This window comes from Intrasporangium oryzae NRRL B-24470 (genome assembly GCF_000576595.1).
Lineage (GTDB): Bacteria > Actinomycetota > Actinomycetes > Actinomycetales > Dermatophilaceae > Intrasporangium_C > Intrasporangium_C oryzae.
Genome location: NZ_AWSA01000004.1, coordinates 1 through 25,526, shown reverse-complemented (window position 1 = coordinate 25,526; position 25,526 = coordinate 1). Strand labels below are relative to the sequence as shown.

Annotated in this window: 24 protein-coding genes, 1 tRNA gene and 1 pseudogene; 8 read left to right on the top strand and 18 right to left on the bottom strand. The window is 71.6% G+C overall.

Annotated elements, in window-relative coordinates; genetic code table 11:
• The first annotated feature begins 1 nt into the window (after position 1).
• The 6 genes from N865_RS02525 (at position 2) to N865_RS21535 (ending at position 8,666) form a co-directional block, all read left to right on the top strand.
• The gene (locus N865_RS02525; RefSeq protein WP_034801225.1) at positions 2 to 1,945 is read left to right on the top strand and encodes a caspase family protein; all 1,944 of its coding nucleotides are present in this window, start codon (positions 2 to 4) and stop codon (positions 1,943 to 1,945) included.
• A 54-nt stretch (positions 1,946 to 1,999) separates the two neighbouring features.
• Positions 2,000 to 4,126, top strand: coding sequence for an amylo-alpha-1,6-glucosidase (locus N865_RS02520; RefSeq protein WP_051509945.1), 2,127 nt, complete (start codon positions 2,000 to 2,002; stop codon positions 4,124 to 4,126).
• A gap of 95 nt (positions 4,127 to 4,221) precedes the next feature.
• On the top strand, positions 4,222 to 5,319 hold the full coding sequence (locus N865_RS02515) for a glycosyltransferase family 4 protein (RefSeq protein ID WP_211244839.1): 1,098 nt from the start codon (positions 4,222 to 4,224) through the stop codon (positions 5,317 to 5,319).
• Positions 5,320 to 5,504: 185 nt separating this feature from the next.
• On the top strand, positions 5,505 to 7,262 hold the full coding sequence (locus tag N865_RS02510; RefSeq protein ID WP_157557523.1) for a hypothetical protein: 1,758 nt from the start codon (positions 5,505 to 5,507) through the stop codon (positions 7,260 to 7,262).
• A complete protein-coding gene (locus N865_RS02505) occupies positions 7,259 to 7,654 on the top strand; it encodes a hypothetical protein (RefSeq protein ID WP_034801221.1) in 396 nt (131 codons plus the stop codon). Before N865_RS02510 ends, N865_RS02505 begins: the two co-directional genes overlap by 4 nt.
• A gap of 595 nt (positions 7,655 to 8,249) precedes the next feature.
• Positions 8,250 to 8,666, top strand: a complete 417-nt coding sequence (locus N865_RS21535) for a hypothetical protein (protein ID WP_157557522.1) — start codon at positions 8,250 to 8,252, stop codon at positions 8,664 to 8,666.
• A 134-nt stretch (positions 8,667 to 8,800) separates the two neighbouring features.
• On the opposite strand, the gene N865_RS02490 is transcribed toward N865_RS21535, so the two are convergent.
• The 6 genes from N865_RS02490 to N865_RS02465 all read right to left on the bottom strand — a co-directional run bounded on the left by N865_RS02490 (position 8,801) and on the right by N865_RS02465 (position 11,527).
• Positions 8,801 to 8,876: transfer RNA gene (locus tag N865_RS02490), tRNA-Ala, on the bottom strand.
• Between the two features lie 94 nt (positions 8,877 to 8,970).
• Positions 8,971 to 9,621 (bottom strand): histidine phosphatase family protein, encoded by a 651-nt coding sequence (locus N865_RS02485; protein ID WP_034801214.1) that lies wholly within the window; start codon positions 9,619 to 9,621, stop codon positions 8,971 to 8,973.
• Positions 9,618 to 10,025 (bottom strand): ribosome silencing factor, encoded by a 408-nt coding sequence (gene rsfS / locus N865_RS02480; RefSeq protein WP_034801211.1) that lies wholly within the window; start codon positions 10,023 to 10,025, stop codon positions 9,618 to 9,620. The genes N865_RS02485 and rsfS overlap by 4 nt, the downstream gene beginning before the upstream one ends.
• Positions 10,022 to 10,657: a nicotinate-nucleotide adenylyltransferase gene (gene nadD, locus N865_RS02475; protein ID WP_084327876.1), complete on the bottom strand. Its 636-nt coding sequence runs from the start codon at positions 10,655 to 10,657 to the stop codon at positions 10,022 to 10,024. The genes rsfS and nadD overlap by 4 nt, the downstream gene beginning before the upstream one ends.
• 2 nt (positions 10,658 to 10,659) lie before the next feature.
• Positions 10,660 to 10,872, bottom strand: a complete 213-nt coding sequence (locus N865_RS02470) for a hypothetical protein (protein ID WP_034801210.1) — start codon at positions 10,870 to 10,872, stop codon at positions 10,660 to 10,662.
• Positions 10,873 to 10,969: 97 nt separating this feature from the next.
• Positions 10,970 to 11,527: a DUF402 domain-containing protein gene (locus N865_RS02465; RefSeq protein WP_051509940.1), complete on the bottom strand. Its 558-nt coding sequence runs from the start codon at positions 11,525 to 11,527 to the stop codon at positions 10,970 to 10,972.
• 88 nt (positions 11,528 to 11,615) lie between these two features.
• On the opposite strand from N865_RS02465, the gene N865_RS02460 reads away from it, so the two are divergent.
• Positions 11,616 to 12,743, top strand: a complete 1,128-nt coding sequence (locus N865_RS02460) for a glycosyltransferase family 2 protein (protein WP_084327874.1) — start codon at positions 11,616 to 11,618, stop codon at positions 12,741 to 12,743.
• A gap of 59 nt (positions 12,744 to 12,802) precedes the next feature.
• On the opposite strand, the gene N865_RS02455 is transcribed toward N865_RS02460, so the two are convergent.
• Both N865_RS02455 and N865_RS02450 read right to left on the bottom strand, forming a co-directional pair.
• Complete coding sequence (locus N865_RS02455) at positions 12,803 to 13,498, bottom strand: class I SAM-dependent methyltransferase (protein ID WP_034801208.1); 696 nt, start codon at positions 13,496 to 13,498, stop codon at positions 12,803 to 12,805.
• Between the two features lie 29 nt (positions 13,499 to 13,527).
• Entirely contained in the window at positions 13,528 to 14,811 is a 1,284-nt protein-coding gene (locus N865_RS02450; protein ID WP_051509938.1) for a glutamate-5-semialdehyde dehydrogenase, read from the bottom strand.
• A gap of 191 nt (positions 14,812 to 15,002) precedes the next feature.
• Here N865_RS02450 and proB point away from each other — a divergent pair, with 191 nt between their 5' ends.
• Positions 15,003 to 16,115, top strand: a complete 1,113-nt coding sequence (proB, locus tag N865_RS02445) for a glutamate 5-kinase (protein WP_034801206.1) — start codon at positions 15,003 to 15,005, stop codon at positions 16,113 to 16,115.
• Between the two features lie 286 nt (positions 16,116 to 16,401).
• Here the strand turns inward: proB and N865_RS02440 are convergent, their stop codons facing one another.
• From N865_RS02440 to N865_RS22960, 10 genes and pseudogenes are all read right to left on the bottom strand, one after another.
• On the bottom strand, positions 16,402 to 18,042 hold the full coding sequence (locus tag N865_RS02440; protein WP_034801204.1) for a solute symporter family protein: 1,641 nt from the start codon (positions 18,040 to 18,042) through the stop codon (positions 16,402 to 16,404).
• Positions 18,039 to 18,377 carry a DUF485 domain-containing protein gene (locus N865_RS02435; protein ID WP_034801201.1) on the bottom strand — a complete coding sequence of 113 codons (339 nt, stop codon included), beginning with the start codon at positions 18,375 to 18,377 and terminating at the stop codon, positions 18,039 to 18,041. The genes N865_RS02440 and N865_RS02435 overlap by 4 nt, the downstream gene beginning before the upstream one ends.
• A 275-nt stretch (positions 18,378 to 18,652) precedes the next feature.
• The gene (locus N865_RS02430) at positions 18,653 to 20,173 is read right to left on the bottom strand and encodes a sodium/solute symporter (RefSeq protein WP_034801200.1); all 1,521 of its coding nucleotides are present in this window, start codon (positions 20,171 to 20,173) and stop codon (positions 18,653 to 18,655) included.
• Positions 20,170 to 20,547 carry a hypothetical protein gene (locus N865_RS02425; RefSeq protein WP_034801198.1) on the bottom strand — a complete coding sequence of 126 codons (378 nt, stop codon included), beginning with the start codon at positions 20,545 to 20,547 and terminating at the stop codon, positions 20,170 to 20,172. Before N865_RS02425 ends, N865_RS02430 begins: the two co-directional genes overlap by 4 nt.
• Entirely contained in the window at positions 20,544 to 21,350 is an 807-nt protein-coding gene (locus N865_RS02420; protein ID WP_084327873.1) for a LytR/AlgR family response regulator transcription factor, read from the bottom strand. The genes N865_RS02425 and N865_RS02420 overlap by 4 nt, the downstream gene beginning before the upstream one ends.
• Positions 21,347 to 22,471 (bottom strand): sensor histidine kinase, encoded by a 1,125-nt coding sequence (locus tag N865_RS02415; protein ID WP_034801196.1) that lies wholly within the window; start codon positions 22,469 to 22,471, stop codon positions 21,347 to 21,349. The genes N865_RS02420 and N865_RS02415 overlap by 4 nt, the downstream gene beginning before the upstream one ends.
• Before the next feature lie 84 nt (positions 22,472 to 22,555).
• Complete coding sequence (obgE, locus tag N865_RS02410) at positions 22,556 to 24,082, bottom strand: GTPase ObgE (protein WP_034801192.1); 1,527 nt, start codon at positions 24,080 to 24,082, stop codon at positions 22,556 to 22,558.
• A 180-nt stretch (positions 24,083 to 24,262) separates the two neighbouring features.
• Positions 24,263 to 24,532 carry a 50S ribosomal protein L27 gene (gene rpmA, locus N865_RS02405; protein WP_034801191.1) on the bottom strand — a complete coding sequence of 90 codons (270 nt, stop codon included), beginning with the start codon at positions 24,530 to 24,532 and terminating at the stop codon, positions 24,263 to 24,265.
• A 43-nt stretch (positions 24,533 to 24,575) separates the two neighbouring features.
• Complete coding sequence (gene rplU, locus N865_RS02400) at positions 24,576 to 24,884, bottom strand: 50S ribosomal protein L21 (protein ID WP_034801190.1); 309 nt, start codon at positions 24,882 to 24,884, stop codon at positions 24,576 to 24,578.
• A gap of 123 nt (positions 24,885 to 25,007) precedes the next feature.
• Positions 25,008 to 25,526: pseudogene (locus tag N865_RS22960) on the bottom strand (hypothetical protein); the annotation flags it as partial.

The window sequence follows — 25,526 nt, the reverse complement described above, 5'->3', positions numbered from 1 at the left end:
CGTGCCCTCCCGGTTGTATGCCGTCCTCGTCGGCATCGACGCCTACCCGCCGCCCATCCCCCGGCTCGCCGGCTGCGTCAACGACGTGACGGCCTTCGCCGAGACGCTGAAGGGACGGACACCGGCGGGGACGCTCGAGCTGACGATGCTCACGGACGGCGCGGCGACGAGGGCGGCCGTCGTCGAGGCGATCTCCACCCAGCTCGGTCGCGCGTCCGCAGACGACACGGCCCTGCTCTACTACAGCGGACACGGCTCGCAGCAGGCCTGTCCCCCGGAGCTGTGGGCCGGTGAGCCCGACCACCGCAACGAGACCATCGTCCTCGTCGACAGCCGCCAGCCCGGCTGCTGGGACCTCGCCGACAAGGAGCTGGCGACGCTGCTCACAGGCGTGGCCGCGTCGGGATGCCATCTGCTCGTCGTGCTCGACTGCTGCCACTCGGGCGGTGGCACACGTGACGTCGAGGAGGACGTGCGCCTCGCGCCGGAGGACCCCAGGCGGCGGCCCGTCGGCAGCTTCCTGCCAGGGGTGGCTGACGCGGCCACCGGCGGACCGGCACCGGGCGCGGTGCGCGGACTCACCGCTCGCTGGGGAGGCCCCGTGGGCCGCCACGTCCTGCTGGCAGCCTGCCGCGCGGACGAGAAGGCCAAGGAGGTCACCGTCCTCGGCGCGCACCGCGGAGCCCTCTCGGCCGCCCTCGAGACCGCCCTGCGCGAGACCGACGGCCTGCCGACCTACCGCGACGTCCTGCGGATCGTGTCGGCGGGCGTCCAGCGGCGGGTGGTCGAGCAGCACCCGCAGCTCGAGGCGGTCGACCCGGACGAGCTCGACGAGCCCTTCCTCGGCGGCGCGGTGTCACGCACGGCCCGCCTGCTGACCCTGAGCCACCTGCCCGACGGGTGGAGCATCGACGCAGGGGCCGTCCACGGCGTTCCCGAGCCGATCGGCGACGACACGACCGAGCTCGCCGTCTACCCGCTCACGTCCGAGACGACCGGCGCACCGCTCGCGACGGGCGCGGTGACCCGGGTGCTGCCCGACCGGTGCCTCGTCGCCCTGTCGCGCCCGCTCGACGAGGACTACGTCTATCGGGCCGTCGTCACCTCCATCCCGCTGCAGCCCCTCGCGGTGGCGGTGCTCGGCGACGAAGCAGGCACGGCCACCCTTCGCGACGCGGCGGGGGCGGCCGACTCGACGCTCATCGCGCTCGTCGACGACCCGACCGGGGCGGACCTGCTCGTCGAGGCGCGTCCGGAGGGTTTCGTCATCACCCGTCCCGGCGTCACGCGCCCCCTCGTGCCCACCGTGGCGGGCACGGGTCGCGAGTCACGTGTCGTGGCCGCACTCGAGCACGTCGCACGGTGGGTGCGCCTCTCGGGGCTGCACAACCCCGCCACCCGGCTCCCCGCGGGGGCCCTGCGCCTCACCGTGACGACGCCCGGCGGCCCCGCGCCGCCCGGCTCGCTTGTCGAGCTCTCGTATGCCGGTGAGAACACTCCGTCCTTCACCCTCACCATCACGAACACGACCGACCAGACCCTGTGGGGTGCCCTCCTCGACCTGACCGAGACCTACGGCGTGTTCACCGACGCCTTTCCCTCCGGCTCGGTCGCGCTCGGGCCGGGCGAGTCGACGAGCGTCTCGCTGTCCGGCGAGGTCTCCGACGCGCTCTGGGCGGCCGGCACCGTGGCGGTGACCGACCAGCTCAAGCTCGTGACGAGCACCCTCGAGTTCGACCCACGCTCGCTCCAGCAGGACGAGCTCGACGTCCGCGCCGTCGGGAGCCAGACCGTGCTCCGGGGCGGGACACCGCCTCGGAGCACCCTCGAGCGACTCCTCACACGGGCCACGACGCGTCGTCTCGCACCTGCCCAGGAGGAGGCGGTCGCGGACTGGCGCACCGACGAGGTGCTGGTGCGCACCGCACGGCCGCCCGTGACCTGAGACAAGCGCCACGATCGCTTGACTCTCGGGCGCCCCGGCGATGCCCTTGAAGGGATGACCGAGGGCTGGGGCTACACCGGGTCGCCACCGATGCGGACGGCGGTCGGCGAGGTGACGCTCGTCGAGGGCCGGACCTTCTGCATCTCCGACGGTGTCGGCGACCTCGGCTCGTCGGCCCTCGAGGGGCTCTTCGTCCACGACACGCGGTTCCTCTCCCGCTACCTGCTCCGGGTCGACGGGGAGGATCTCGAGCCACTGTCGGTGGCCTCGACCGGGCCGTACACGGCGACGCACGTCGCCCGGCGCAGGCCCCGCGCGGGCGCCGGGGACAGCACGCTCCTCGTCGTCCGTCAGCGTTTCGTCGGCGACGGCCTCGTCGAGGACATCACCCTCGAGAACCTCGGACAGGAGACGACGGCACTGAGCCTCTCGCTCGCCGTTGACGCCGACTTCGCGAGCCTCTTCCAGGTCAAGGAGGGTCGCGTGCACGACGGCGGGGCGATCGTCGCCTCGGTGGAGGGACAGGCGGTGCGACGGGTCCTCGACCACGGGACGGAGTCGCGGGGCGTTGCCGTGTCCGGCACGGGCGATCCCGTCCTGAGCCGTGGGGGGCTCGCCTGGCACCTCGTCATCGCGCCACGCGGGCGCTCGACGGTCTCGGTGCAGGTGGTCCCCGACATCGACGGCGTCCCCCTCAGCAGCCCGTACCACGGCGACGTGCGGTCGCCGGAGAGCCACCCGGCAGCACTGCACGCCGAGTGGCGACAGCGCGCGCCGCACGTCCACTGCCCCGACGAGCACCTCGAGCGGCTCGTCGCGAACGGCATGGAGGACCTCTCGGGGCTGCGCATCACCGACCCGCTCCACCCGGACCGCGTCGTCATGGCCGCGGGGGCACCGTGGTTCATGACGGTGTTCGGCCGTGACTCGCTGCTCACGAGCTGGATGCTCCTGCCGACCGACCGGAGGGTCGCCCACGGCACGCTCCTCACGCTCGCCGGGCTCCAGGGCGAGAAGGTCGACGCGGCCAGCGAGGAGGAGCCCGGGAAGATCCTGCACGAGATCCGTTCGGGTCTGGCCACCCTGCCCGCCACCCTGCCGACCGCCCGCGGTGGCCACGTCTACTACGGCACCGTGGACGCGACGCCGCTCTTCGTGATGCTCCTCGCCGAGACCCGCCGCTGGGGACTTCCCCCCGACCAGGTGGCCGCTCTCCTGCCGCACGCCGACCGCGCCCTCGACTGGGTCGAGCGCCACGGTGATCGCGACCGTGACGGCTTCGTCGAGTACCAGCGGGCCACGGACCGTGGCCTGCTCAACCAGGGCTGGAAGGACTCCTTCGACGGCATCAGCTTCGCCTCCGGAAGCCTGGCCGAGCCTCCGATCGCCCTGGCCGAGGTGCAGGGCTACGTCTACGCGGCTCTCCTGGGCCGGGCCGAGCTGGCGTCGGCAACCGGTGACTCCGCACTCGCGGCGGACTGCACAGCGCGGGCTGCCGAGCTCAAGGAACGGTTCAACGCGGCCTTCTGGCTGCCGGACCGGGGCTACTACGCCCTGGCCCTCGACCGGTACAAGCGACCCGTCGACGCCATGGCCTCCAACATGGGTCACTGCCTGTGGACCGGCATCGTCGACGAGGCGTATGCCGCTGACGTCGCCTCCACCCTGCTCGGGCCCGAGATGTTCACCGGCTTCGGAGTCCGCACTCTCGGTCGCTCGATGGGGGCCTACAACCCCATGAGCTACCACAACGGGTCGGTCTGGCCCCACGACAACGCGATTGTCGCCGCCGGGTTGCGCCGGTACGGGTTCGACGCGCAGGCAGAGCGGGTCGAGCTCGGGATCATCGAGGCCGCGGCCGCGTTCGGGGACCGGCTCCCCGAGCTGTTCTGCGGCTTCGGCAAGGAGGAGTTCTCCATCCCGGTCCCCTTCCCCACGTCGTGCGCGCCGCAGGCCTGGGCGGCCGCCACCCCGTTCCTCCTGCTCCGCTCGATGCTCGGGCTCCACCCGGACCTGCCGTCGACCGCCCTGACGCTCCAGCCCGCCGTGCCGGACCGCTTCCTGCCTCTCGAGGTCGACCGCGTCCACGTCGGGTCAGAGATCGTCGGAATCTTCGTCGACGAGCACGGATGGAGCGTGCGCCCGCCTGTCGCCGGACCGGACGAGGCGGCGAGCCCATGAGCGCACGACCGGTTAGGCACCCATCCGCCCGGGTACGACGCTGGCACGGGCGGCGTCGCGGAGGTCCCGCCCGTCCCGCACGGAGAGGGGACGCCATGTCCATGACGATCACCGCGGAGGCAAGCGGTCGGGTTCACGAGACCCCGCTACGGATCGCGATGGTGGCCCCGCCCTACTTCGGCGTCCCGCCGGAGGGCTACGGCGGCGTCGAGGCGGTCATCGCGTCGCTCGTCGACTCGCTCGTCGACCGCGGTCACCACGTGACGCTGCTGGCGGCCGGTCACAACGGGACGCGGGCCCAACGCTTCGTCCGCACGTTCGCGCAGCCGTCGTCCGTCCGGCTCGGGGACGCCGTTCCCGAGGTCGTCAACGCCGCACGGGTGGCCCAGCGCCTCGCCTGCGAGGAGGTCGACCTCGTCCACGACCACACCCTCGCGGGTGCGCTCCTCGCGATCGGGCGGCGGACACCCACCGTGGTGACCGTGCACGGCCCCACCACCGACCTCGCCGAGCTCTACCGACCGCTCGGGAAGGCCGTCCAGCTCGTGGCCATCTCGGACGCGCAGCGGGCCGTTGCCCCTGACCTCAACTGGATCGCCACGGTCCACAACGGTATCGATGTCTTGAGCTACCCGTTCGTCGAGGCCAAGCTGGACTACGCGGTCTTCCTCGGCCGCTACCACCCCGAGAAGGCGCCGCACCTGGCCATCGACGCCGCCCGGGCCGCCGGCGTGCCGATCCTGCTCGCAGGCAAGTGCACCGAGCCCGTCGAGATCGCCTACTACGAACGGGAGATCCGCCCTCGGCTGGGACCTGACGTCATCGACACCGGCCCCGCGGACGCGACGCGGAAGCGGCGGATCCTCGCAGAGGCGCGCGTGCTCCTCTTCCCGCTCTGCTGGGAGGAGCCCTTCGGACTGGTCATGGCAGAGGCGCTCGCCTGCGGAACGCCCGTGGTCGCGCTGCGCCGCGGATCGGTCGCGGAGGTCGTCGTGCACGGGGTCACGGGAATCGTCGTCGATACGCCTGACGAGCTGCCCGCTGCGATCCACAGAGCCGCGCTCCTCGATCCCCGCGACTGCCGCGCCGACGTCGCCACCCGGTTCGCCGCCGAGACGATGGCCGACGGGTACGAAGCCGCGTACCACCGTGTGCTCGCTCCCACGAGCCGACCCGTACGCGTCGCGCGCTGACGCGCGAGCTCGCACCGGGATGCGAGCGGGGACCGGGGCCGGCGGGTCCCTGACGATTCGGAGAAAGCCGTCATAAGGGGCCCCCACCACGCGTAGCCTCGAAACACAACGCTGGATCATTCGAACGCACCGGGCATCTGGTGGATGGAGGTCCGAGGTGCCAGTCGTTGACAGGGGGCCGTTCCGTGACGGATATCCAGAACCCGACCCGGGGTCGGGTGGTCGCGCAGGGTGAGTTCAGCAACGCGACCCGCTACCTCTGCGCCGCCGCCTACCTCGACTCGACCTTCATGCGACGGGTCCTGGAGGAGGTCCTCTACCCGGCCCACCGTGGCGTGGCCCCGTCGTACGGCATCGACGTGGCGCCCATCGCGCGACACTGCCTGACGGCCAACAAGCGCGTCCTGGCGCGGGACGGCGTCATCTGCCTCCTGCTCACCGTGCTGGTGGTGTGCCTGCCCTCGGATCTCGCTCTTCTCGTGCTTGCCCTCTACGGCGTCGTCCTGCTCCTGCGGCTCCTCACGGCCTTCGCCGCCCGTGACTTCAGCTCGATCGTCGGGACGCTGGTCGTCCTGCTTGCAGCGGGTCTGCTGCTCCTGCTCAACACCAGGGTGCAGGCCTCTGCGACTCCCTCGCTCGAGTACGTCCTCGACCCCAACGGTGGGTTCCAGGTCGCCGAGGTGGGCGGCAGCGGCGTGGCGACCACGGCGATCGCCGTCACCATGGCGCTCGCGGTGGTCGGAGTGCTCGCCTGGCACCGGATCTCCGTCCACGCCACGGTCGTCAACGAGCTGCAGCGCGAACGGTTCTCCACCTCGGCAGCGCCGGAGGAACCGCGGTGGGCGCGGCGCCGGCTGAGCTACCTCGACCACATCCGTGACTCGAACGTCACGGTGTTCTCAGAGAGTGTGACCACGAAGCCCTTCGTCGGCTCGGGTGACATCACCCGGGCCTGGTCCTTCGCCATCCCGCTGCGTGAGGCCACGGGCACGTTCGTGCCCAGCCCGCTCGGCTCGTCCGGCGACGGCGGCGGAGCCCGGCCGCCGAGCCGGCCCGACGGTGAGTTCTCGGCCCTGGTGCTGTACGACCGGCTCAGGCGCGCGATCGCAGGGCTGGCCACGGCTGACCTGCCCGAGAACGAGCGGCTGCAGGCACTGTCGATCCGCGACCGGCTCTACGTGTCCGGGATGCTGCCCGAGACCTCGCCGTATCTCGACCCCGACAGCCACCTGCCCGTCACCCGCGTGGACTGGGACCACGTGCTGCGGGTCGCCAGCGGCGAGCGGGGTCCGGAGAGGCACTACCAGGTCACGCGGATCTCGGCCTGGGAGGGCGAGGTCGAGGTGTCCGTCTTCATCTACACCGCCGTCCAGGGCAGCATGCTCTTCCTCGAGCTCGTCGCCACGGTGCTTCCGTCGATCAAGCCCGTGTACCACGAGATCGATGCCTACGAGAAGCTCAACGGTGGGGTCGCGGCCCGGTGCGTCGGCTCCTCGGTGCTCGACCTCGTCAGGGTCGCACCGATGTCGCCGGTGCACCTGGCGGAGTATGCCGTGCGGGCGCTGACCCGCACGATGCGGGCGAGGCAGGAGGAGCGGTCGATCTCCGACCGGCTGTCCTTCGACTACGGCGCCCGGATGAGCGTCCGAGAGCTCGGGGCACGGCAGTCGCCGGTCTTCTTCCAGAACCTCGACGCCGAACAACGGGTGGCCCTCGTCGAGCGTCGCGTCGTCGCATCGGTCGTCGACACGCTCGAGGAGTTCGGGCTCGACCCCCAGGAGTTCGGATCACGGGTGATGAACCTCTACAACAGCACGCTGATCAGCAACTCGAGCGTCCAGAACTCCGCCCTGGCCAGCGGCTCGAGCCCCATGTCCAGGATCGCGAACTTCGCCTCGAACGCGAGCCACGCGGCCCGCACCAACCCAGGGAGCCCGTCATGACAGGACCTCGACCCGACCCACAACCAGCGTCGATCACCATCCACAACTCGACGGTCGACTCCTCGGCGCTGGCGGCCGGGGCGGGCGCATCGGCCGAGGTGACCATGAGCGCATCGCGCACCAACGAGGCCACGAAGGAGGTGCTGACCCTGATCGCCCAGCTTCGGTCCCACCTGGACGCGCTCGAGGACGCCGACGCCCAGACAGCCGTCATCGTGGCCCAGGCGACGGGGCAGCTCGACGCCTTGGAGAAGGAGGTCCACCGCGAGCCGAGACGCCGGGAGCACCTGACCGGGATGCTGGACGGCGTCGTCAAGACCGTGGGCGGTCTCGCATCCCTCTCCCAGGTGGTCAGTGCCTTGGTCACCGCCGTGGGCGCTCTGCTGGGATAGCCGTGACGTGCGAAGTCTGCGGCACGGAGGTCCCGCCCGGTCGGGTCGAGTGCCCGCTGTGCGGAACGCCGGTCAGACACGTCGAGTCGAAACCCCCGACTGAGGGTGTGGGAGGTCCGCCCCCCGCGGCCGCGGAGCGCGCATACCCGCCACCCCCGCCGGAGCCACAGCCACCAGCACCACCTCCCGCAGCGCCCCGCCGGCCTGAGGTTGCGCCGCCCGGACCGGGCTCCTCGCTCGGACCCCCGCACCCGCTTCGGTCGACGCGCCCACCGGGGCCCGAGCGACCGAAGGCCGTCGGCGACCCTCGGTGGGCCTGGTCGTCGCGGCCGCGCTTGCGGTCCTCGCTCTGTCGGCCCTCGTGTACCTGTTCATGCGCAACGCCCAGGACTCCGGCAGCGCCTCGGGGCCCACCTCGGTGACATTGGGCCCCTCTCTCAGTCCGTCGACCCTGACGACCGGCAGTCCGAGTGACGAGACGCCGACCCCGACCTCAAGCGCTCCGACCAGCCCGGCCACGGATACGGCAACGAGCGCAACCACCAACACGGCGACGGACTCGGTCCCGGTCCCGGTCCAGACCACCGTGGGAGTCGTGCAGCTGGACCCCAGCCTCGTCAACGACTCGGCCGCGCGCCGGGCTGCGACGACCTTGTCGGCGTTCTTCACCGCGATCACCGAGCAGCGGTTCCGCGATGCCTATGCGCTTTACACCAGTGCGGCCCGCAGACGCCTGGGCAGCTATTCGGCGTGGTCGGCCGGTTACGCAACGACGAGCTATGCCGGGATCACCCTCACCTCGACCGACGCCGGGACAGGCGGAGCGATGACCGCCCACGTGACGTTCACGTCACACCAGTCGCCGAGGGATGCACCCGACCGGGCGTCGGACTGCCTCGTCTGGGACCTCGCCTACCGACTGGTTCCGGCCGTCGGCGCCACGCCGCTGCGCATCGACCGGGTCGAGTCCGACGCGCCGACGGGCGCAAAGCCGTTCCATGCCTGCCCGTGAGCAGGGCCAGCGACCGCCGAGGGCCACCAGGCCGACCAGCCGCTGGGCGGCCAACCGCGGGGCAACCAACCGCAGGGCAACCAGTCGACGGAAAGCGGAGAGGGACCGGACGGATCCGTCCGGTCCCTCTCGTCTGGTGGAGCTGAGGGGACTCGAACCCCTGACCCCCTGCATGCCATGCAGGTGCGCTACCAGCTGCGCCACAGCCCCTTTCGGGTGTCTCCTCCGTGAGGCGACTGCGTAACCATAGCCAATATCCGGGCCAGACCTCAAATCGGCCGGACGAGCCCCGGACCCGGGTCCTTCAGACCCTCCAGGGACCGAGGTTCCAGCCGGCGATCCGCCACCGAGTGGCCTCGGAGAAACTCTCGGACACCTCGACGAGCTCGATCCAGTGGCAGTTGTCGACACCACGGAAGATCGCGTCCGAGACGTCCTGGGACAGGCCGACGAGCTCGGCGGCAGCGGCCCGACCCGAGACGCCGTGCGCCACGACGATGCCGGTCTCACCGGCAGCCAGCGCCTCGGCAACGTCGCGCACTGCCGCTCCGGCCCGGGCGGCGACGTCGGCACGCGTCTCACCGGTGACCCCCTTCGGCACGTCCTCACCGCGGTCGAGCGCGGCGACGACCTCGGGGTAGCGGGCCCGGACCTCGTCGGCGTGGAGTCCCTGCCACTCCCCGACATGGACCTCACGGAGCCGGGCGTCGAGCCGCACCTCGAGCCCGGTGAGGGCCGCGATCGCATCGGCCGTCGCCGCAGCGCGCTGGAGGTCGCTGGAGACGATGAGCACCGGATGGTAGGCCGCGAGATGCGGAGCGGCCGCGAGCACCTGCTCGCGGCCGCGTTCGGACAGCTCGGAGTCCTTGTGGCCCTGCCAGACGCGGGCCGCGTTGTCGACGGTCTGGGCGTGCCTGACGATGACGATGCGCCGCGGGCCCGGCCCGGAGGTCACGCCTCGTCGTCCTCGGCGGCCGCCGCGACGGGCCGGGCAAGGGCCTCGACGGCTGCGAGGTCGACCTCGGGGCAGTCCTTCCAGAGGCGCTCGAGCGCGTAGTACTCGCGCTCCTCCTCGTGCTGGACGTGGACGATGATGTCGCCGAAGTCGATGAGCACCCAACGGCCCTCGCGCTCGCCCTCGCGGCGGATCGGCTTGCAGCCCTGCTCACGCAGCCGGTCCTCGACCTCGTCGACGATCGCGCCGACCTGCCGCTCCGAGGCGGCGGAGGCGAGGACGAAGACGTCCGTGAGCGGCATCTGGTCGCTGACGTCGATGGCGAGGACCTTGTCGGCGATCTTCTCCTCGGCGGCCAGCGCGGCCACCTTGGCGAGCTGGAGGGAACGGGGGGTGGCGGTCACGGTTCTCCTGGTGACGGGGAGGGGTCGGCAGCGCGGATACCGGCGGGACGCGACCCAGCGGCATACAGGCTGTACTTGTTGATGTACTGGACGACGCCGTCGGGCACGAGGTACCAGACAGGCTCGCCGGCGGCGACGCGGGCGCGGCAGTCGGTGGAGCTGATCGCCATGGCGGGGACCTCCTGGAGCGTGACGCGCTCCTCGGGCAGCCCCTTGTCGGACAGCTCGTGCCCCGGCCGGGTCACCCCGATGAAGTGGGCGAGGTCCCACAGCCCATCGGCGTCCTTCCACGAGAGGATCTCGGCGAGGGCGTCGGCCCCGGTGATGAAGAAGAGCTCGGCGTCGGGCCGTGCAGCGCGGATGTCGCGCAGCGTGTCGATCGTGTAGGTGGGACCGGGTCGGTCGATGTCGACCCGGCTGACCGTGAAACGGGGGTTGGAGGCCGTCGCGATGACGGTCATGAGGTAGCGGTCCTCGGCAGGCGAGACGTGCCGCTCGGCCTTCTGCCACGGTTGCCCCGTCGGCACGAAGACGACCTCGTCGAGGTCGAAGAGCGACTGCACCTCGCTCGCGGCCACGAGGTGGCCGTGGTGGATGGGGTCGAACGTCCCACCCATGACGCCGAGGCGCATGCTCAGTGCTGCGACCCGTCGTGCTCGATCGCCTGGTGCGGCTCGGCGTGGTGGCGGGGCGCCTGGATCTTGTAGGCGGTGTTGCGGAAGCTCCACGTGACCGCGAGCGCGACGAGGAACAGCGCGAAGGTGACGAGGAAGTAGGCGATCACGGGCATGGGGAGCTCGCGGGCGGCCTGCTCCGTCGCGGCAAGCGTCAGGACACGATCAGACATGTGGCCAGCCTAGCGCCCACCCGGGACGGTCGACGCAGGACGTCTCCCCCCAGTGCCGGCGTATGCCGCTGGGCCGGGTTCGCCGGTCGGCCGCGGCTCAGCGCTCTGCGGGACCACCCGCCACCGCGGCGTCGAGGACGTCGAAGCCGACCGTCGCGAAGGGCTCCACGCCGGAGGCGATGGCGTCGTACACGACATCGCTCGTCCGACGTGCCAGCTCGATGATCTCGGGAGGATAGTCGAGGTCGACCTGGTGCACTGCGAACTCGTCCTCGTCGTCGACGAAGAGGTGACCCTCGCGACGCAGGACCACGTCGAGGTCGAGATCGACCATCGTGACCTCCCACACCGCGGGGGCGAGCTGCCGCCACGTGGCCGGGGTCGCCATGTCGACGTAGAGGCTGATCGGCTTGGACCGGGGGTAGAACCCGGCGACCCAGCCGGCGTCGCGGGGGACCAGGGAGACCCACGGGTCCTCCGCGACGAAGCAGACTCCCGGGCGGGAGCACACCGTCCCCGCCGGCGCGAAGAACCAGTGGCCGTGCTCGTCGGCCCGCAGGTAGCGGGCCGTCCACTCCCAGTGGCGGCCGCCACCCCACTTGCTGAAGCGCCCGTGGACGGCGTCACCGGGGCGCGGGGCGGCCTTCGAGGTCACGAACCGTGACGCTAGCAGCGCGTGATGCCATGGTTCGTCCACAGGCGGGTGACAGTTCCCCTCACCCCACGGCCGTACCCTAGAACCCATGGTGCCCGAGCTGTCCGTCGTCATCCCCATGTACAACGAGGAGGAGGTGCTCCCCCTCCTCGTCGAGCGGCTGCGCCCCATCCTCGACGGCCTCGCGACCTCCTACGAGGTCGTCGCCGTCGACGACGGGAGCTCCGACCTCACCGCGGCCCTGCTGCAGCGCTACCACCGTGAGTGGCCGCACCTGCGCGTCATCCGGCTCCGGGCCAACGCCGGTCACCAGGCCGCGATCTCGGCCGGGCTGGCGAGCGCCCTCGGCGACTACGTCGTGACGCTCGACGCGGACCTCCAGGACCCGCCCGAGGTCATCCCCCTGATGCTGAAGGCCGCCAAGGACGACGGCGTCGACGTCGTCTACGGCGTGCGCAACGACCGGTCGACCGACACGTGGTTCAAGCGGGTGTCGGCCCGGGCCTTCTACCGGCTCATCGGCCTCATGTCGCAGACCTCCGCCCACTCCGACGCCGGTGACTTCCGCCTCATGTCCCGGGCCACGGTCGACGCGGTCAACAGCCTCCCGGAGCACAACCGGGTCCTCCGGTTCATCGTCCCGGCCCTCAACTTCCCGTCGGACACGGTCGAGTACAAGCGCGACGAGCGGGCGGCCGGCTCCTCGAAGTACCCGCTCATGAAGATGATCAAGCTCTCGCTCGACTCACTCACCGGTTTCTCGACCGCCCCGCTGCGCATGGCGACCTTCGCCGGCCTCGGGGGTGCGGTCCTCGCAACCATGCTGCTCATCTACACGTTCGTGGCCCGGGCCCAGGGCCACACCGTCGCGGGCTGGACCTCGACCGTCGCCATCGTCTCCGGGGTCGGCGCCGTCCAGCTCGTGTGCGTCGGCATCCTCGGTGAGTATATCGGGCGGATGTACGCCCACATGCAGGGCCGCCCGACGTACTTCATCGCCTACGACTCACTGACGACGGTCGGGCGTGAGCACAACCCGACGAGCACGCCGCTCCCTGCCACCCCGGCGTCGGGGCCTCTTGCCGGCGCGCCCGTCCCGGACGCCGCGCCGGTCGCCACCCCTGCTCCGGTCCCTGCTCCGGTCCCGGCGGCGGCCTCCGTGCCCGCCACGACGTCGGGCCCGGCGGTGACGGAGCCGGCCCAGCGGCATACGTGAGTCGCTGAGCGCCTGCGGGGCCGACCCGCGGGCGGCCCCGCTGGCCTGCTCGTCCGGGCTCAGCCGCGCGGCTGGGCCCGGACGAGCAGGCTGACCCCCGGAAGGCTCTTGACCGGCAGGTAGCGCTCCGCCGTGATGATCGTGCGCAACCCGAGGTTGACGACCGGGTGGAGGTCCTCGAGATCGGAGCCGTTGCTCCTGCGGCGTCGCACCGCGACCACCGGGCGGAGCAGGACGTTCCACGACTGGACCTGCTGGACGTCGAAGCCGCCTCGCTCGAGCAGGTCGACGAGACCCTGGCGGGTGTAGCGGCGGATGTGGTCGACCGCCTCGTCATGGCTCGACCAGAGGCGCGGGTCGGCCGGCACCGCGACGAGGTAGGTCCCTCCCGGCTTGAGGACGCGCCGGACCTCACGGACGGCGCCGTCGTCGTCGTGAAGGTGCTCCAGGACGTCGAAGGAGACGACGAGGTCGAGCGAGGCGTCGGCGATCGGCAGCCGCGTCGCGTCGCCCCGAAGCGTCGCCAGACCGCGATCGTGCGCCACCTCGGCGCCCTCTGCGCCGTACTCCAGCGCGACGGCGTCCCAGCCGTGCTCGCGCAGGACGCGGGTGTTGCCGCCGCCGGCGGCCCCGATGTCGATGGCCCGGCCAGGGGCGAGACCGCTGATCGCCGTGGCCAGGAGGTGCCGCCGCTCGCGGTACCACCAGTGGTCGTCCTCGAGCTCGGCGAGCTTGCGGACCTCAGTACCTTCCATCCTCGAATCCTACGCAGACGCCGTCCGGGTCAGCGCACCTGCCCGTCACCGTCGACGACCCACTTCGTCGTCGTCAGCTCGGGCAGCGCCATCGGACCGCGGGCATGCAGCTTCTGGGTCGAGATGCCGATCTCCGCGCCGAAGCCGAACTCGCCCCCATCGGTGAACCGGGTGCTCGCGTTGACCATGACGACGGCGGCGTCGACCTCCGCCGTGAACCGCCGGGCCGCGCCCCGGTCCTCGGTCACGATCGCCTCCGTGTGACCCGTCCCGAAGCGGCGGATGCGGTCCATCGCCTCGTCGAGGTCGTCGACGAGCGCGACGCTCAGCTCGAGTCCGTGCCACTCGGTGCCGAAGTCGGCCTCGCTCGCGATGGCGTATGCCGCTCCCGCCGCGTCCGCGTGCGGCGCGACCTCGGGCGAGACGTGCAGCCGCACCCCCGCCCCGGCCAGGTCGGTCAGGACCTTCGGCAGGAAGTCGACGGCGACGTCACGGTGGACGAGGAGCGACTCAGCCGCGTTGCAGACGCTCGGTCGCTGCGTCTTGGCGTTGAGGGTGATCGCGAGCGCCTTGTCGAGGTCGGCGGCGCGGTCGACGTAGACGTGGCAGACGCCGATCCCGGTCTCGATGACCGGGACCGTCGACTCGCGCACGACGGTCTGGATCAGGTCGGCACCACCGCGCGGGATGACGAGGTCGACATGGCCGCGAGCCGTCATGAGCGCGCGCGCCGCGTCGCGGCCGCCCTCCTCGAGGAGCGTGACGGCGTCGGCCGGCAGGCCCTGCTCCGCCAGGGAGGCACGCATGGCCTCGACCAGCGCGTGGTTGCTGCCGGCCGCGGCCGACCCTCCGCGCAGGATGACGGCGTTGCCCGACTTGAGGCAGAGGCCGGCGGCGTCGACGGTGACGTTGGGTCGCGCCTCGTAGATCATCCCGATGACGCCCATCGGCACACGCACCTGACGGATCTGCAGGCCGTTGGCGAGGGTCGAGCCACGGACGACCTCCCCGACGGGGTCGGGCAGGGCGGCGACGTCGCGCAGTGCCTGGGCGACGGCCGCGACCCGGGCCTCGTCGAGGCGCAGCCGGTCCTGCAGGCTCTCGGACATGCCCGCGCCACGCCCACGCTCGAGGTCCCCGGCGTTGCCGGCGAGGATCGCCGGGGTCGCCGCCTCGACGGCATCGGCGAGACGCAGGAGGGCGGCGTCCTTGTCGGCACGGGACATGAGCGCGAGGCGTCGGGAGGCGACGCGGGCCCGGTCGGCGAGCGCGGTCACGTGCTCGACGACGGCGGGGTCGATGGCTGCGGACATGCCTCAAGCGTAGGCGCGGGCGCCGATCACGAGCACGCGGATCTCGCCCCTCGGCCGCACGTCGACCGCCCCTCGACCCCATCGTGTGTCCGGCGTTTAGCAGGGTGCCAGGCCGGGCGCCCGCCCGATGGTCGTCTCGACACCTGGCTGCCCGACCCGCCGGGGGGCTCACCCCTCACTAGAGTTGGGCCGTGTCCCCCCGTTCGGTCATCAGCAGCGCTCGCCGCCTCGTCGTCAAGGTCGGGTCGAGCTCGCTGACGGGATCCGACGGCGACATCGACCACGACCGGCTCGTCTCCCTGGCCGACGCGCTGGCCCGCAAGCACGCCGAGGGCACGCAGGTCGTCCTCGTCAGCTCGGGCGCCATCGCGGCCGGGCTCCAGCCGCTCGGCCTCAGCACTCGGCCGCGCGACCTCGCGACGCAGCAGGCGGCCGCCTCTGTCGGGCAAGGCGCCCTCCTCGCCGCCTACACCCACGCGTTCGGGATGCATCGGATCACGGTGGGCCAGGTGCTCCTCACGGCGGACGACGTCACGCGACGGTCGCACTACGCCAACGCCCGACGCACCCTGGAGCGACTCCTCGACCTGCGGGTCCTGCCCATCGTCAACGAGAACGACACGGTCGCGACGAGCGAGATCCGGTTCGGCGACAACGACCGGCTCGCCGCCCTCGTGGCTCACCTCATCGACGCCGACGCGCTCGTCCTGCTGTCCGATGTCGACGCGCTCTACGACGGTCCGCCGAGCAGGGCCGGGACGTCCCGGATCCCGCTGGTTCGCGGCCCCCAGGACCTCGCCCACGTCGTGATCGGGGGCAGCGGCTCGAAGGTCGGCACCGGTGGGATGACGACCAAGGTGGAGGCGGCCCGCATCGCGACCGCAGCCGGTGTGACGACTGCGGTCACCGCGGCCGACCGGGTCACCGAGGTCCTCGGGGGCGAGGACGTGGGGACGATTTTCCTGCCGATGGGCGTCCGGGGCCGGTCGCGTCGGCTTTGGCTCGAGCACGCCACGACGGCCCGCGGTCGCCTCATCATCGACGCGGGCGCCGTCGCCGCGCTCGTGCACCGAAAGAAGTCGCTGCTGCCCGCAGGCATCACGGCCGTCGAGGGCACCTTCCACGACGGGGACCCCGTTGACGTCTGCTCCCCCGACGGCGTCCGGATCGCCCGCGGCCTCGTCAACTACAGCTCCGCCGAGCTTCCGAGCCTGCTTGGTCGCTCGACCCGGGAGCTCGCGGCCGATCTCGGCCCGGAGTACGAGCGCGAGGTCATCCACCGCGACGACCTCGTCGTCCTCTGACAACGGCAGCCGCTCCCCCGGCCCCCTCCCCGCCTTCCTCTCGCACAGCTTCTCCGCCCCGGCGAAGAAACCGCGGCCGGAACCCCGTCCCACGCCACAGCTTCTCCGCCGCGGCGAGGTGGTGGAGCGGGTGGGATCCCAAGACCGCGAGACTCGTCGGGCCAGGGCCCGACCGGGGCAGAGACCGAGCGCGGGTCTCGACGGGAGGAGGTACGCGGCATACGACATGGTGGTGGCCGCGAACGCGGTGTGCGCATTCGCGGCCACGACCGGCCCGCTGCCTCGATCAGTGGTGGGTAGCCCCCTCGGCTCCGTAGCCGGAGAGCGACCGCACCTCCATCTCGGCGTACTTCGCCGCGTTGAACTCCTTGCTCGTCACGGTCCCGAGGTAGCCGAGGACGAACCCGAGCGGGATCGAGATGATGCCCGGGTTGTCGAGCGGGAACCAGTGGAAGTCGACGCCCTGGAGCATCGACGGGCTCTTGCCCGTCACCGGGTCGACCGGCTTGCCCGACACCACCGGCGAGAACAGGATCAGCGTGATGGCGCTGACCAGACCGCCGTAGATGCTGAAGAGCGCGCCGCGGGTGTTGAACCGCTTCCAGAAGAGCGAGTAGAGGATCGTCGGGAGGTTCGCGCTCGCGGCCACGGCGAAGGCCAGCGCCACGAGGAAGGCGATGTTCTGGCCCATCGCGAAGATGCCACCGACGATCGCGATCGCGCCGAGCACGAGCGCGGCGATCCGCGCGACCTTGACCTCCTCCTCCGGCGTCGCCCGGCCGTGCTTGACGAGCGTGTTGTAGACGTCGTGCGAGAGGCTCGCGCTCGCCGTGATCGTCAGGCCGGCGACGACCGCAAGGATCGTGGCGAAGGCGACGGCGGAGATGATGCCGAGGAGGATCTCACCGCCCAGCTCGAAGGCGAGGAGCGGAGCCGCGGAGTTGGCCCCGCCGGGAGCGGCCTTGATCGCCTTGGCCCCGACGAGCTCGGCAGCGCCGAACCCGAGGACGAGGGTGAAGAGGTAGAAGATGCCGATGAGCCAGATCGCCCACTCGACCGACTTGCGCGCCTCCCTGGAGGTCGGGACGGTGTAGAAGCGCATCAGCACGTGCGGCAGGCCGGCCGTCCCGAGGACGAGCGCCATCGCCAGGGAGATGAAGTCGACCGGGTTCTTGTACTGCAGGCCGGGCTGGAGCAGGTCCTTGCCGGTCGCCGCCACCGACGCGTCAGACGCGTCGCCGAGCAGGGTCGAGAGGTTGAACCCGAACGTGCCGAGGACCCAGAGCGTCATGAGGCCGGCACCGATGATGAGCAGGACCGCCTTGATGATCTGAACCCAGGTCGTGCCCTTCATCCCGCCGTAGATGACGTAGAAGATCATGATGATGCCGACGACGACGATGACCATCCGCTGGCCCCAGGCGTCGGTGATGCCGAGGAGCAGGGCCACGAGTCCACCGGCGCCGGCCATCTGGGCGAGCAGGTAGAAGAAGGATACGACGAGCGTGGAGATCGCCGCGGCCATCCGGACCGGGCGCTGGCGCAGCCGGAAGCTGAGGACGTCGGCCATCGTGTACTTGCCGGTGTTGCGCAGCAGCTCGGCGACGAGGAGCAGCGCGACGAGCCAGGCGACGAGGAAGCCGATGGAGTAGAGGAAACCGTCGTAGCCGTTGATGGCGATGGCTCCGGCGATGCCGAGGAACGAGGCCGCCGAGAGGTAGTCGCCGGCGATGGCGATGCCGTTCTGGCGGCCGCTGAAGGCGCGCCCCCCGGCGTAGTACTCGGCCGCGCTGCGGTTGTTCTTCGAGGCGCGGATGACGATGGCGAGCGTGACGACGACGAACAGCGCGAAGATCGCGATGTTGATCGTCGGGTTGCCGACGGTCGTCGTGGCGGCGGGGGCGAGGGAGGGGAACAGGGCACTCATCGGTTCTGGCTCCCCATCTTCTCGGCGACGGCCTTGGCCCGCGGGTCGAACTCGCGGTCGGCCCAGCGGACGTAGATCATCGTGATCGCGAAGGTCGACACGAACTGGAGGAGCCCGAGGATGAGCCCCCACGTGATGTTGCCGAGCACCCGGGTGCCCATGAAGTCCTTGGCCCACACGGACAGGAGCACGTAGAGGAAGTACCACGCGAGAAAGAGCGCGGTCATCGGGAAGACGAAGGAGCGGAACTTCGTCCGCAGCTCGGCGAACTCATCGGATTCCTGCATGGCGACGTAGACGTCGTCGACCACGCGTTCTGGAGCGTCTTTGCTCACAGTTGCCACCTCCACGGGTGATTGTTCGAGGGTGATGGTCGGACCTGCTGGGCTGCCCGGCGCCGGACGCTGCCAAAGCCCCTGTCATCGGCAGGAGAGGGGACGTCCTCTCGCCGGTCACCGCGCACCCGCCGGACCTGGTCCGGCGAAGGTCACCGTAGATGGACGCGAGGCCGGCGTGGCGGGCCCGCGATGCCCGCGTCGCCCAGCGGCGCGGAGCGTTCGCCGTATGCCGTGTCACCTGCGATGAGCGGTCGCGCCCGCGCGACGAGCGGTCAGTGCTCCGGCTGGAACGGACCCCGGTTGAGGCTGATGTGCTCCGGCGCGTGGAGCCGGACCATCGTCTGCGCCACGTGCTCGGGACGGCGGCCCGGGGTGGCGAGCGAGACGAGCACCATCGTCGCAACAGCGAGGGGCATCGTGACCGCGGCGGGCTGGGACAGCACGGCCCCCAGCCAGCCGTCCCGGTCGACACCGAAGGTCGTCGCGACGACGGCGGACATGGACAGGCCGCCCCCGACGACGAGCCCGGCGATGGCGCCGACCGGGGTCAGGCCCCGCCACCAGATGCCGAGCAGCAGCATGGGGCAGAACGTCGAGGCCGCGACGGCGAAGGCGAGCTCGACGGCGTGGGCGACGGGAACCCCGGCCGAGATGAAGGTGAGCATGACGGCGACGCCGACGGTGAGGACCGTCGAGAGGCGGAAGGCGCGGATCCCGTGGTACGGCCGACCTCCCCAGCGGAAGAGGTCCTGGCTGAGGACGCCCGCGACGGACACGACGAGACCGGTCGAGGTGGACAGGAACGCCGCGAAGGCACCGGCCGCGAGGAGCGCGGTCAGCCCCTCGGCGAGCGGGCCCTCGAGCACGCGGCTCGGCAGCTCGAGGACGACGGAGTCGGTGCGCCCGCTCGCGACGAGGTCGAAGGCGAGGAGCCGGCCGAGGACGCCGTAGAGGATCGGCAGCAGGTAGAAGCAGCCGAGCAGGGCGAGGACGACGAGCGTCGTGCGTCGGGCGGCCCGGCCGTCGCGGTTGGTGTAGAAGCGGACGACGACGTGCGGGAGCCCCATCGTGCCGAAGAAGGTGGCGACGACGAGGGAGTAGGTCAGGTAGAGGGCGTGCTCGCGCCCCAGCGGCTCGACCCACTCGGCGGCGTCCAGCGCAGCGGGGGTGGCGCGTCCTCCCCCGTTCGACGCGGCCCCCAGCAGGAAGAACAGCGGGGTGAGGAGGGCCACGAGCTTGAGCCAGTAGTGGAAGGCCTGCACGAGGGTGACGCTGCGCATGCCGCCGGGGAGCACGTTGAGGCAGACGACGAGGGCGACGGCCACCTGACCGACCCAGGACGGGGCGCCGGTCAGGGTGCGCAGGGTCAGCCCGGCACCCTGGAACTGCGGGATGAGGTAGAGCAGGCCGATCGCCACGACGAGGGCGCTCGAGACCCGTCGCGCGCTGAGCGACTCGAGCCGAAGCTGGGCGAAGTCGGGCAGCGTGTAGGCACCGCAGCGCCGCAGCGGGGCGGCGACGAAGACGAGGAGCATGAGGTAGCCGGCGGTCCAGCCGACCGGCAGCCAGAGCATGTCCACCCCGCGGGCGAGGATGAGGCCGGCGACGCCGAGGAACGACGCCGCCGACAGGTACTCGCCGCTGATGGCCGACGCGTTGAGCGTGGGGCCGACCCCGCGCGAGGCGACGTAGAAGTCGCTCATGGTCCGCGAGAACCGCAGGCCGAAGGCTCCGACGGCGAGCGAGGCCACGGACACGAGGACGACCGCCACGATGCTCGCGGCGTTGTTCATCGCCCGTCCAGCAGGTCGCTGAAGGTCGCCTCGTTGCGCTCGGCCTGGCGCACGTAGAGCCACCCCAGCACCCAGATCTCCGCGAAGGCCACGACGGAGAGAAGCAGCCACGGCAGGGGTATGCCGGCGACGGCGAGCCGCCCGACGGCCGGCACGAGGTCGAAGAGGAGCGGGAGGGCACCGAGTGTCAGGCCGAGGACGGCGACGACGAGAAGCGCCAGGCGTAGCTGGCTGCGCATGAGCGAGGTGATGTAGACCTCGCCGAGGCGGGTCTGGGCATCGATCTCGGAGGCGATCGACACGGACCGGGCGCGCGCGGCCGACGTGCGGGGACTGGTCACGCGCACCCGCTGCGGGCCCGAGTCGGGGCTCACGGGGTTCCTCTCCCCTCCGGCTGGGCCCGTCGGACGAGGAGGTCGCGCAGCGCACGCGTGTGACGCCGGCTCACGAGCAGCTCGTGGCCGCCGACCATGACGGTGCAGCGCCCGCCCTCCGTGCGCCACTCGGCGATGTGCCCGAGCGAGACGAGGAACGACCGGTGGATCCGCACGAAGCCTGCGTCGCGCCACTGCTCGGCCAGGGTCGTCAGGGGGACGCGGACGAGATGGCTCTCGGCGCGCGTGTGCAGCCGCGCGTAGTCGCCCTGGGCCTCGACGAACAGCACGTCGGCTCGGGCGATCCGGCGGCTCACCCCGCCCAGCTCGACGACGATGGTGTCGTCGGCCGCGCCCGCGGGTGCCTCACGGCCCTCGATCCGCCGGGCCACCCGTCGGACTGCCTCGGCGAGCCGCTCCTCGCGGACCGGCTTGAGGACGTAGTCGACGACGTAGAGCTCGAAGGCGTCGACGGCGTGCCGCTCGTGGGCGGTGACGAAGACCACGGGCGGCTGCGTCGAGAACCGGGTGAGGACGCGGGCGAGGTCGAGCCCCGTGAGCCCCGGCATCTGCACGTCCATGAAGATGGCGTCTACGGCCTCCTCGTGGAGGATGCGCAGGGCGGCCTCGCCCGAGCCAGCCGAGAGCACTTCTCCGATGCGCTCGTCGCGCTCGAGCATCCAGACGAGCTCGTCGAGGGCAGGTGCCTCGTCGTCGACGGCGAGGACGCGCAGAGGGCGCGTCCGTGCACCGTCGGTCTCGCTGGCGGCCCCGGCCTCGGCGACGTGCTGGGCTCCGGTCACAGGTGTACCCCCGGTCGGAACTTCGGCAGCCGGACGACGACCCGCGCCCCCGCGCCCTGCGCCGTCTCGACGACGAGGCCGTACTCGTCGCCGAAGGCGGCCCGGAGCCGCTCGTCGACGTTGGCGAGGCCGACCGAGTCGGTCGCCGGGTCGCCGGCGAGGGCCCGGCGGACCCGCTCGGGGTCCTCCCCCACGCCGTTGTCCTCGATCGTCACGACGCACTCGTGGTCGGCGTCGTGAGCGAGGATGCTGATCTCCCCGCGGCCGGGCTTACCCTCGAGGCCGTGCCGTACGGCGTTCTCGACGAGCGGCTGGAGGCAGAGGAAGGGCACGACGACGGGGAGCACCTCGGGCGCGACCCGGACCGTCACGGCGAGCCGGTCGCCGAACCGCGCCTTCTCGATGACGAGGTAAGCCTCGATCGAGCGCAGCTCCTCGGCGAGGGTCGTGAACTCCCCGTGGCGACGGAACGAGTAGCGGGTGAACTCCGCGAGGTCGAGGAGCAGCTCGCGGGCACGCTCGGGGTCGGTCCGCGTGAACGAGGCGATGGCCGTCAACGAGTTGTAGATGAAGTGCGGACTGATCTGCGCCCGGAGGGCCCTGACCTCGGCCTCCATGAGCCGGGTCCGCGAGGCGTCGAGCTCGGCGAGCTCGAGCTGTCCGGAGACCCAGCGGGCGACCTCGTTCGTGGCCCGCACGAGGCCGGCGGAGGCGTGGCTCGTGAAGACCTGGAGCGTCCCGACGACCTTCTCCTCGACCTCGAGCGGCGCGACGATCGCCTGTCGGACGACGCACGCGGGGTCGGCGCACGTGACGTCCTCACCGTCGACGACGACGGTCCGGCCGTGCGTGAGGGTCCCCGCGGCGACCGTCGACGGCTGGCTGGCGTGACCTGGGTGGCCCCCGTCCCAGGCCAGCGTCCGGCTCGTGTCCGTCATCGCCACGGCGGGCGTGCCGAGGAGGGCCCGCAGGTGCTTGAGGGAGCGTTCGGCGGCCGCCGGGCTGAGCCCCTCGCGGAGGGGAGGGGAGGCGAGCAGGGCCGTGTGGAGGGTACGGAAGGTCGCCCGGTCCGCCTCGGTCCCGAGGTGGCCCCGGCGCCACAGCGCGCCCCACGAGCTCATGGCGCAACGATAAGGGCTGGCCGGCTCCGGAAGACGTCGGGCGACCGCCGGACCCGGCGTGCGGTCGGGTCGGCCTGCGGACAGTCAGTCGGTGGTGTCGTCCTCGTCACGCAGGTGCCAGAGGCCCGCGCGACGCTCCTGCTCGAGCTCCTCCTGGGTGGCGGCACGGGCGGCATACCGGTCCTGGTAGGCCTCGCGCTTCTCGTCCCGCGTGGGACGCGAGGACTCGGACAGGCGCAGGTCGGTGCCGCGCGAGCCGAGCAGCTCGGCACCCGACTGGAGCGTCGGCTCCCAGTCGAAGACGACCGCGTCGTCGGTGGCCCCGATGACGACCGTGTCGCCCGCGACGGCACCGACCTTGTAGAGCTCGTCCTCGACGCCCAGGCGGGCGAGGCGGTCGGCGAGGTAGCCGACGGCCTCGTCGTTGGAGAAGTCGGTCTGGCGGACCCAGCGGATGGGCCGCTCGCCCGTGACCCGGTAGAAGGGCCCGTCGGGACCGTTCTCCTTCGTGACGGTGAACCCCGTGTCGTCGACCGAGCGCGGCCGGAGCACGATGCGCTGCGGGACGACCTGCTCGACCTCTCTGCGGGCCGCCTCGACGTGCCGCGCCATCGCGTAGGTGAGCTCCTTGAGGCCCTCGTGGGCGACGGCGGAGACGATGAAGACCTCCAGCCCCCGGGCCTCGAGGTCGGGCTTGACCATCTCGGCGAGCTCGCGCGCCTCGGGCACGTCGGCCTTGTTGAGCACGACGATGCGGGTGCGCTCGGCGAGCGGGCGGCCACCGAGGTCGGCGTCGGGCACGTAGAGCGACAGCTCGGTCTCGATGACGTCGAGGTCGCTCATCGGGTCACGCCCGGGCTCGAGCGTCGCGCAGTCGATGACGTGGACGAGGACAGAGCACCGCTCGACGTGGCGCAGGAACTCGAGGCCGAGGCCCTTGCCCTCGTGGGCGCCGGGGATGAGGCCCGGCACGTCCGCGACGGTGAAGCGGCTCGAGCCGGCGGTGACGACACCGAGGTTGGGCACGAGGGTCGTGAACGGGTAGTCGGCGATCTTCGGCCGGGCCGCCGAGAGGACCGAGACGAGGGAGCTCTTGCCGGCGCTCGGATAGCCGATGAGCGCGACGTCGGCGAGCGTCTTCAGCTCGAGCACGACGTCGACCTCCTCGCCGGGCTCGCCGAGCAGCGCGAAGCCGGGGGCCTTGCGGCGCGCCGACGCGAGGGCCTTGTTGCCGAGGCCGCCGCGGCCGCCGCGGGCGATGATGTGCTCGGTGCCCATGCCGACGAGGTCGACGAGAATCGTTCCGGAGGAGTCCTTGACGACGGTGCCCTCGGGCACGGGCAGGACGAGGTCCTCGCCGTCGGCGCCGTTGCGCTCGTCACCGGCACCGGGCTTGCCGTTGTCGGCCTTGCGGTGCGGGTGGCGGTGGTACTCGAGGAGCGTCGTCGACTGCGGGTCGACCCGCAGGACGACGGAGCCCCCATGGCCGCCGTTGCCACCGTCGGGGCCGCCGAGCGGCTTGAACTTCTCGCGCTTGACGGACGCGACGCCGTGGCCACCGGAGCCCGCGCTGAGGTGGAGCACGACGCGGTCGACGAAGTTCACTGCCATGAGAGGTCACTCTTCCAGATCAAGGGTCGGCGGCGGCATACATGGGCTTGAGCCGGGTGGGTGGCACTCGCGAGCGTGCGAGACTGCCACCTCATTCCGGTATGCCGCTCGGCCGGCAAAGGCGGAAGGGCGGGCCACACGGCCCGCCCTTCCGGAGAAATCAGCTGGTGATCGCGAGGATCACTCTGCAGCAGCGGTCTCGAGCTGCTCGATGTTGACGGTCTTGCGGCCACGCTTGGTGCCGAACTTGACCGCACCGGCCACGAGGGCGAACAGCGTGTCGTCGCCACCGCGGCCGACACCCTCACCCGGGTGGAAGTGGGTGCCGCGCTGGCGGACGAGGATCTCGCCGGCGTTGACCTGCTGACCACCGAAGCGCTTCACACCGAGGCGCTGGGCATTCGAGTCGCGACCGTTGCGGGTCGAGGACGCACCCTTCTTGTGTGCCATGTCAGTCCTTCTCTCGTGAGTCTGGGTTGAGGATCCGGGTGGATCAGGCGTCGATCGCCGTGATCTTGACCTGGGTCAGCGGCTGACGGTGGCCCTGACGCTTGCGGTAGCCGGTCTTGTTCTTGTACTTCATGATGACGATCTTGGGACCCTTGGCCGCCTTGACGACCTCGGCCTTGACCGAGACCTTCGCCAGCTTGTCGGCGTCGGAGGTGACGGTCGTACCGTCGACGACGAGGAGCGGGGTGAGCTCGACGGAGTCGCCGGCCTTGCCCGTCACCTTGTCGATGAGGAGCACATCGCCCACGGACACCTTCTCCTGGCGGCCACCAGCGCGAACAATCGCGTACACGTCAAACTCACTCTCTACTCAATCAGGATGGACGCCGCTTTCGGCACCGGCCCGTCAACACGGGCCCGGTGGGCGCACCGAGGATCTAGATTACCGGCTCCGGGGTTCCGGACCAAACCGGCGTCAGGCCTGCTCGCTCCCGGCGCCGTCGCCGCCCGCACTCGCGTGACGGGGCGGTCCAGCGGGGGCGACGACCCGCCCGCGGCGACGTCGACCTCGGGCGACCGGTGCCGGCTCGGCCACCGGCTCCTGGACGGGCTCCTCAGCGGGCTCGTGCGCGGGCTCGTGAGCCGGCTCGGGGGCCGCACCGACGGCGTCCGGGACCTCGGACTCGACCTCGACCGCGGGCTCGGTGTGCTCGGTCGCCTCGACCGAAGAGGCGTCGTCACCGGACCACGGGCCGGAGTCCTCGGGGAAGGCGTGCACCTGCCCGTCCTCGTGACCGGCCGGCACCGTCGCCGCACCCTCCCCCCTGCCGAGCGCGTGCTCGTCCGAGCGGACCCCCACGTGGTCCTGCGGGTGCTCGTCGCCGTGCGCCGCGCCCTTGATGGCCGCCGCGTGGGCCGCGGCGGCGATCTGGGCCGCCGTCGGGCCCGCGGGCTTCGTCTCCTGCGCCGCGCCTCCCGTCGGCTGGTTGGCGGG

Coding starts and splice junctions, on each gene's coding strand:
- N865_RS02520 (WP_051509945.1), top strand. CDS start 2,000: ATGACCGAGGGCTGGGGCTACACCGGGTCGCCACCGATGCGGACGGCG.
- N865_RS02515 (WP_211244839.1), top strand. CDS start 4,222: ATGTCCATGACGATCACCGCGGAGGCAAGCGGTCGGGTTCACGAGACC.
- N865_RS02505 (WP_034801221.1), top strand. CDS start 7,259: ATGACAGGACCTCGACCCGACCCACAACCAGCGTCGATCACCATCCAC.
- nadD (WP_084327876.1), bottom strand. CDS start 10,657: ATGCGCCTCGGCGTCATGGGTGGGACGTTCGACCCCATCCACCACGGC.
- N865_RS02470 (WP_034801210.1), bottom strand. CDS start 10,872: ATGTCTGATCGTGTCCTGACGCTTGCCGCGACGGAGCAGGCCGCCCGC.
- N865_RS02460 (WP_084327874.1), top strand. CDS start 11,616: ATGGTGCCCGAGCTGTCCGTCGTCATCCCCATGTACAACGAGGAGGAG.
- N865_RS02455 (WP_034801208.1), bottom strand. CDS start 13,498: ATGGAAGGTACTGAGGTCCGCAAGCTCGCCGAGCTCGAGGACGACCAC.
- N865_RS02450 (WP_051509938.1), bottom strand. CDS start 14,811: ATGTCCGCAGCCATCGACCCCGCCGTCGTCGAGCACGTGACCGCGCTC.
- N865_RS02440 (WP_034801204.1), bottom strand. CDS start 18,042: ATGAGTGCCCTGTTCCCCTCCCTCGCCCCCGCCGCCACGACGACCGTC.
- N865_RS02430 (WP_034801200.1), bottom strand. CDS start 20,173: ATGAACAACGCCGCGAGCATCGTGGCGGTCGTCCTCGTGTCCGTGGCC.
- N865_RS02415 (WP_034801196.1), bottom strand. CDS start 22,471: ATGAGCTCGTGGGGCGCGCTGTGGCGCCGGGGCCACCTCGGGACCGAG.
- obgE (WP_034801192.1), bottom strand. CDS start 24,082: ATGGCAGTGAACTTCGTCGACCGCGTCGTGCTCCACCTCAGCGCGGGC.
- rpmA (WP_034801191.1), bottom strand. CDS start 24,532: ATGGCACACAAGAAGGGTGCGTCCTCGACCCGCAACGGTCGCGACTCG.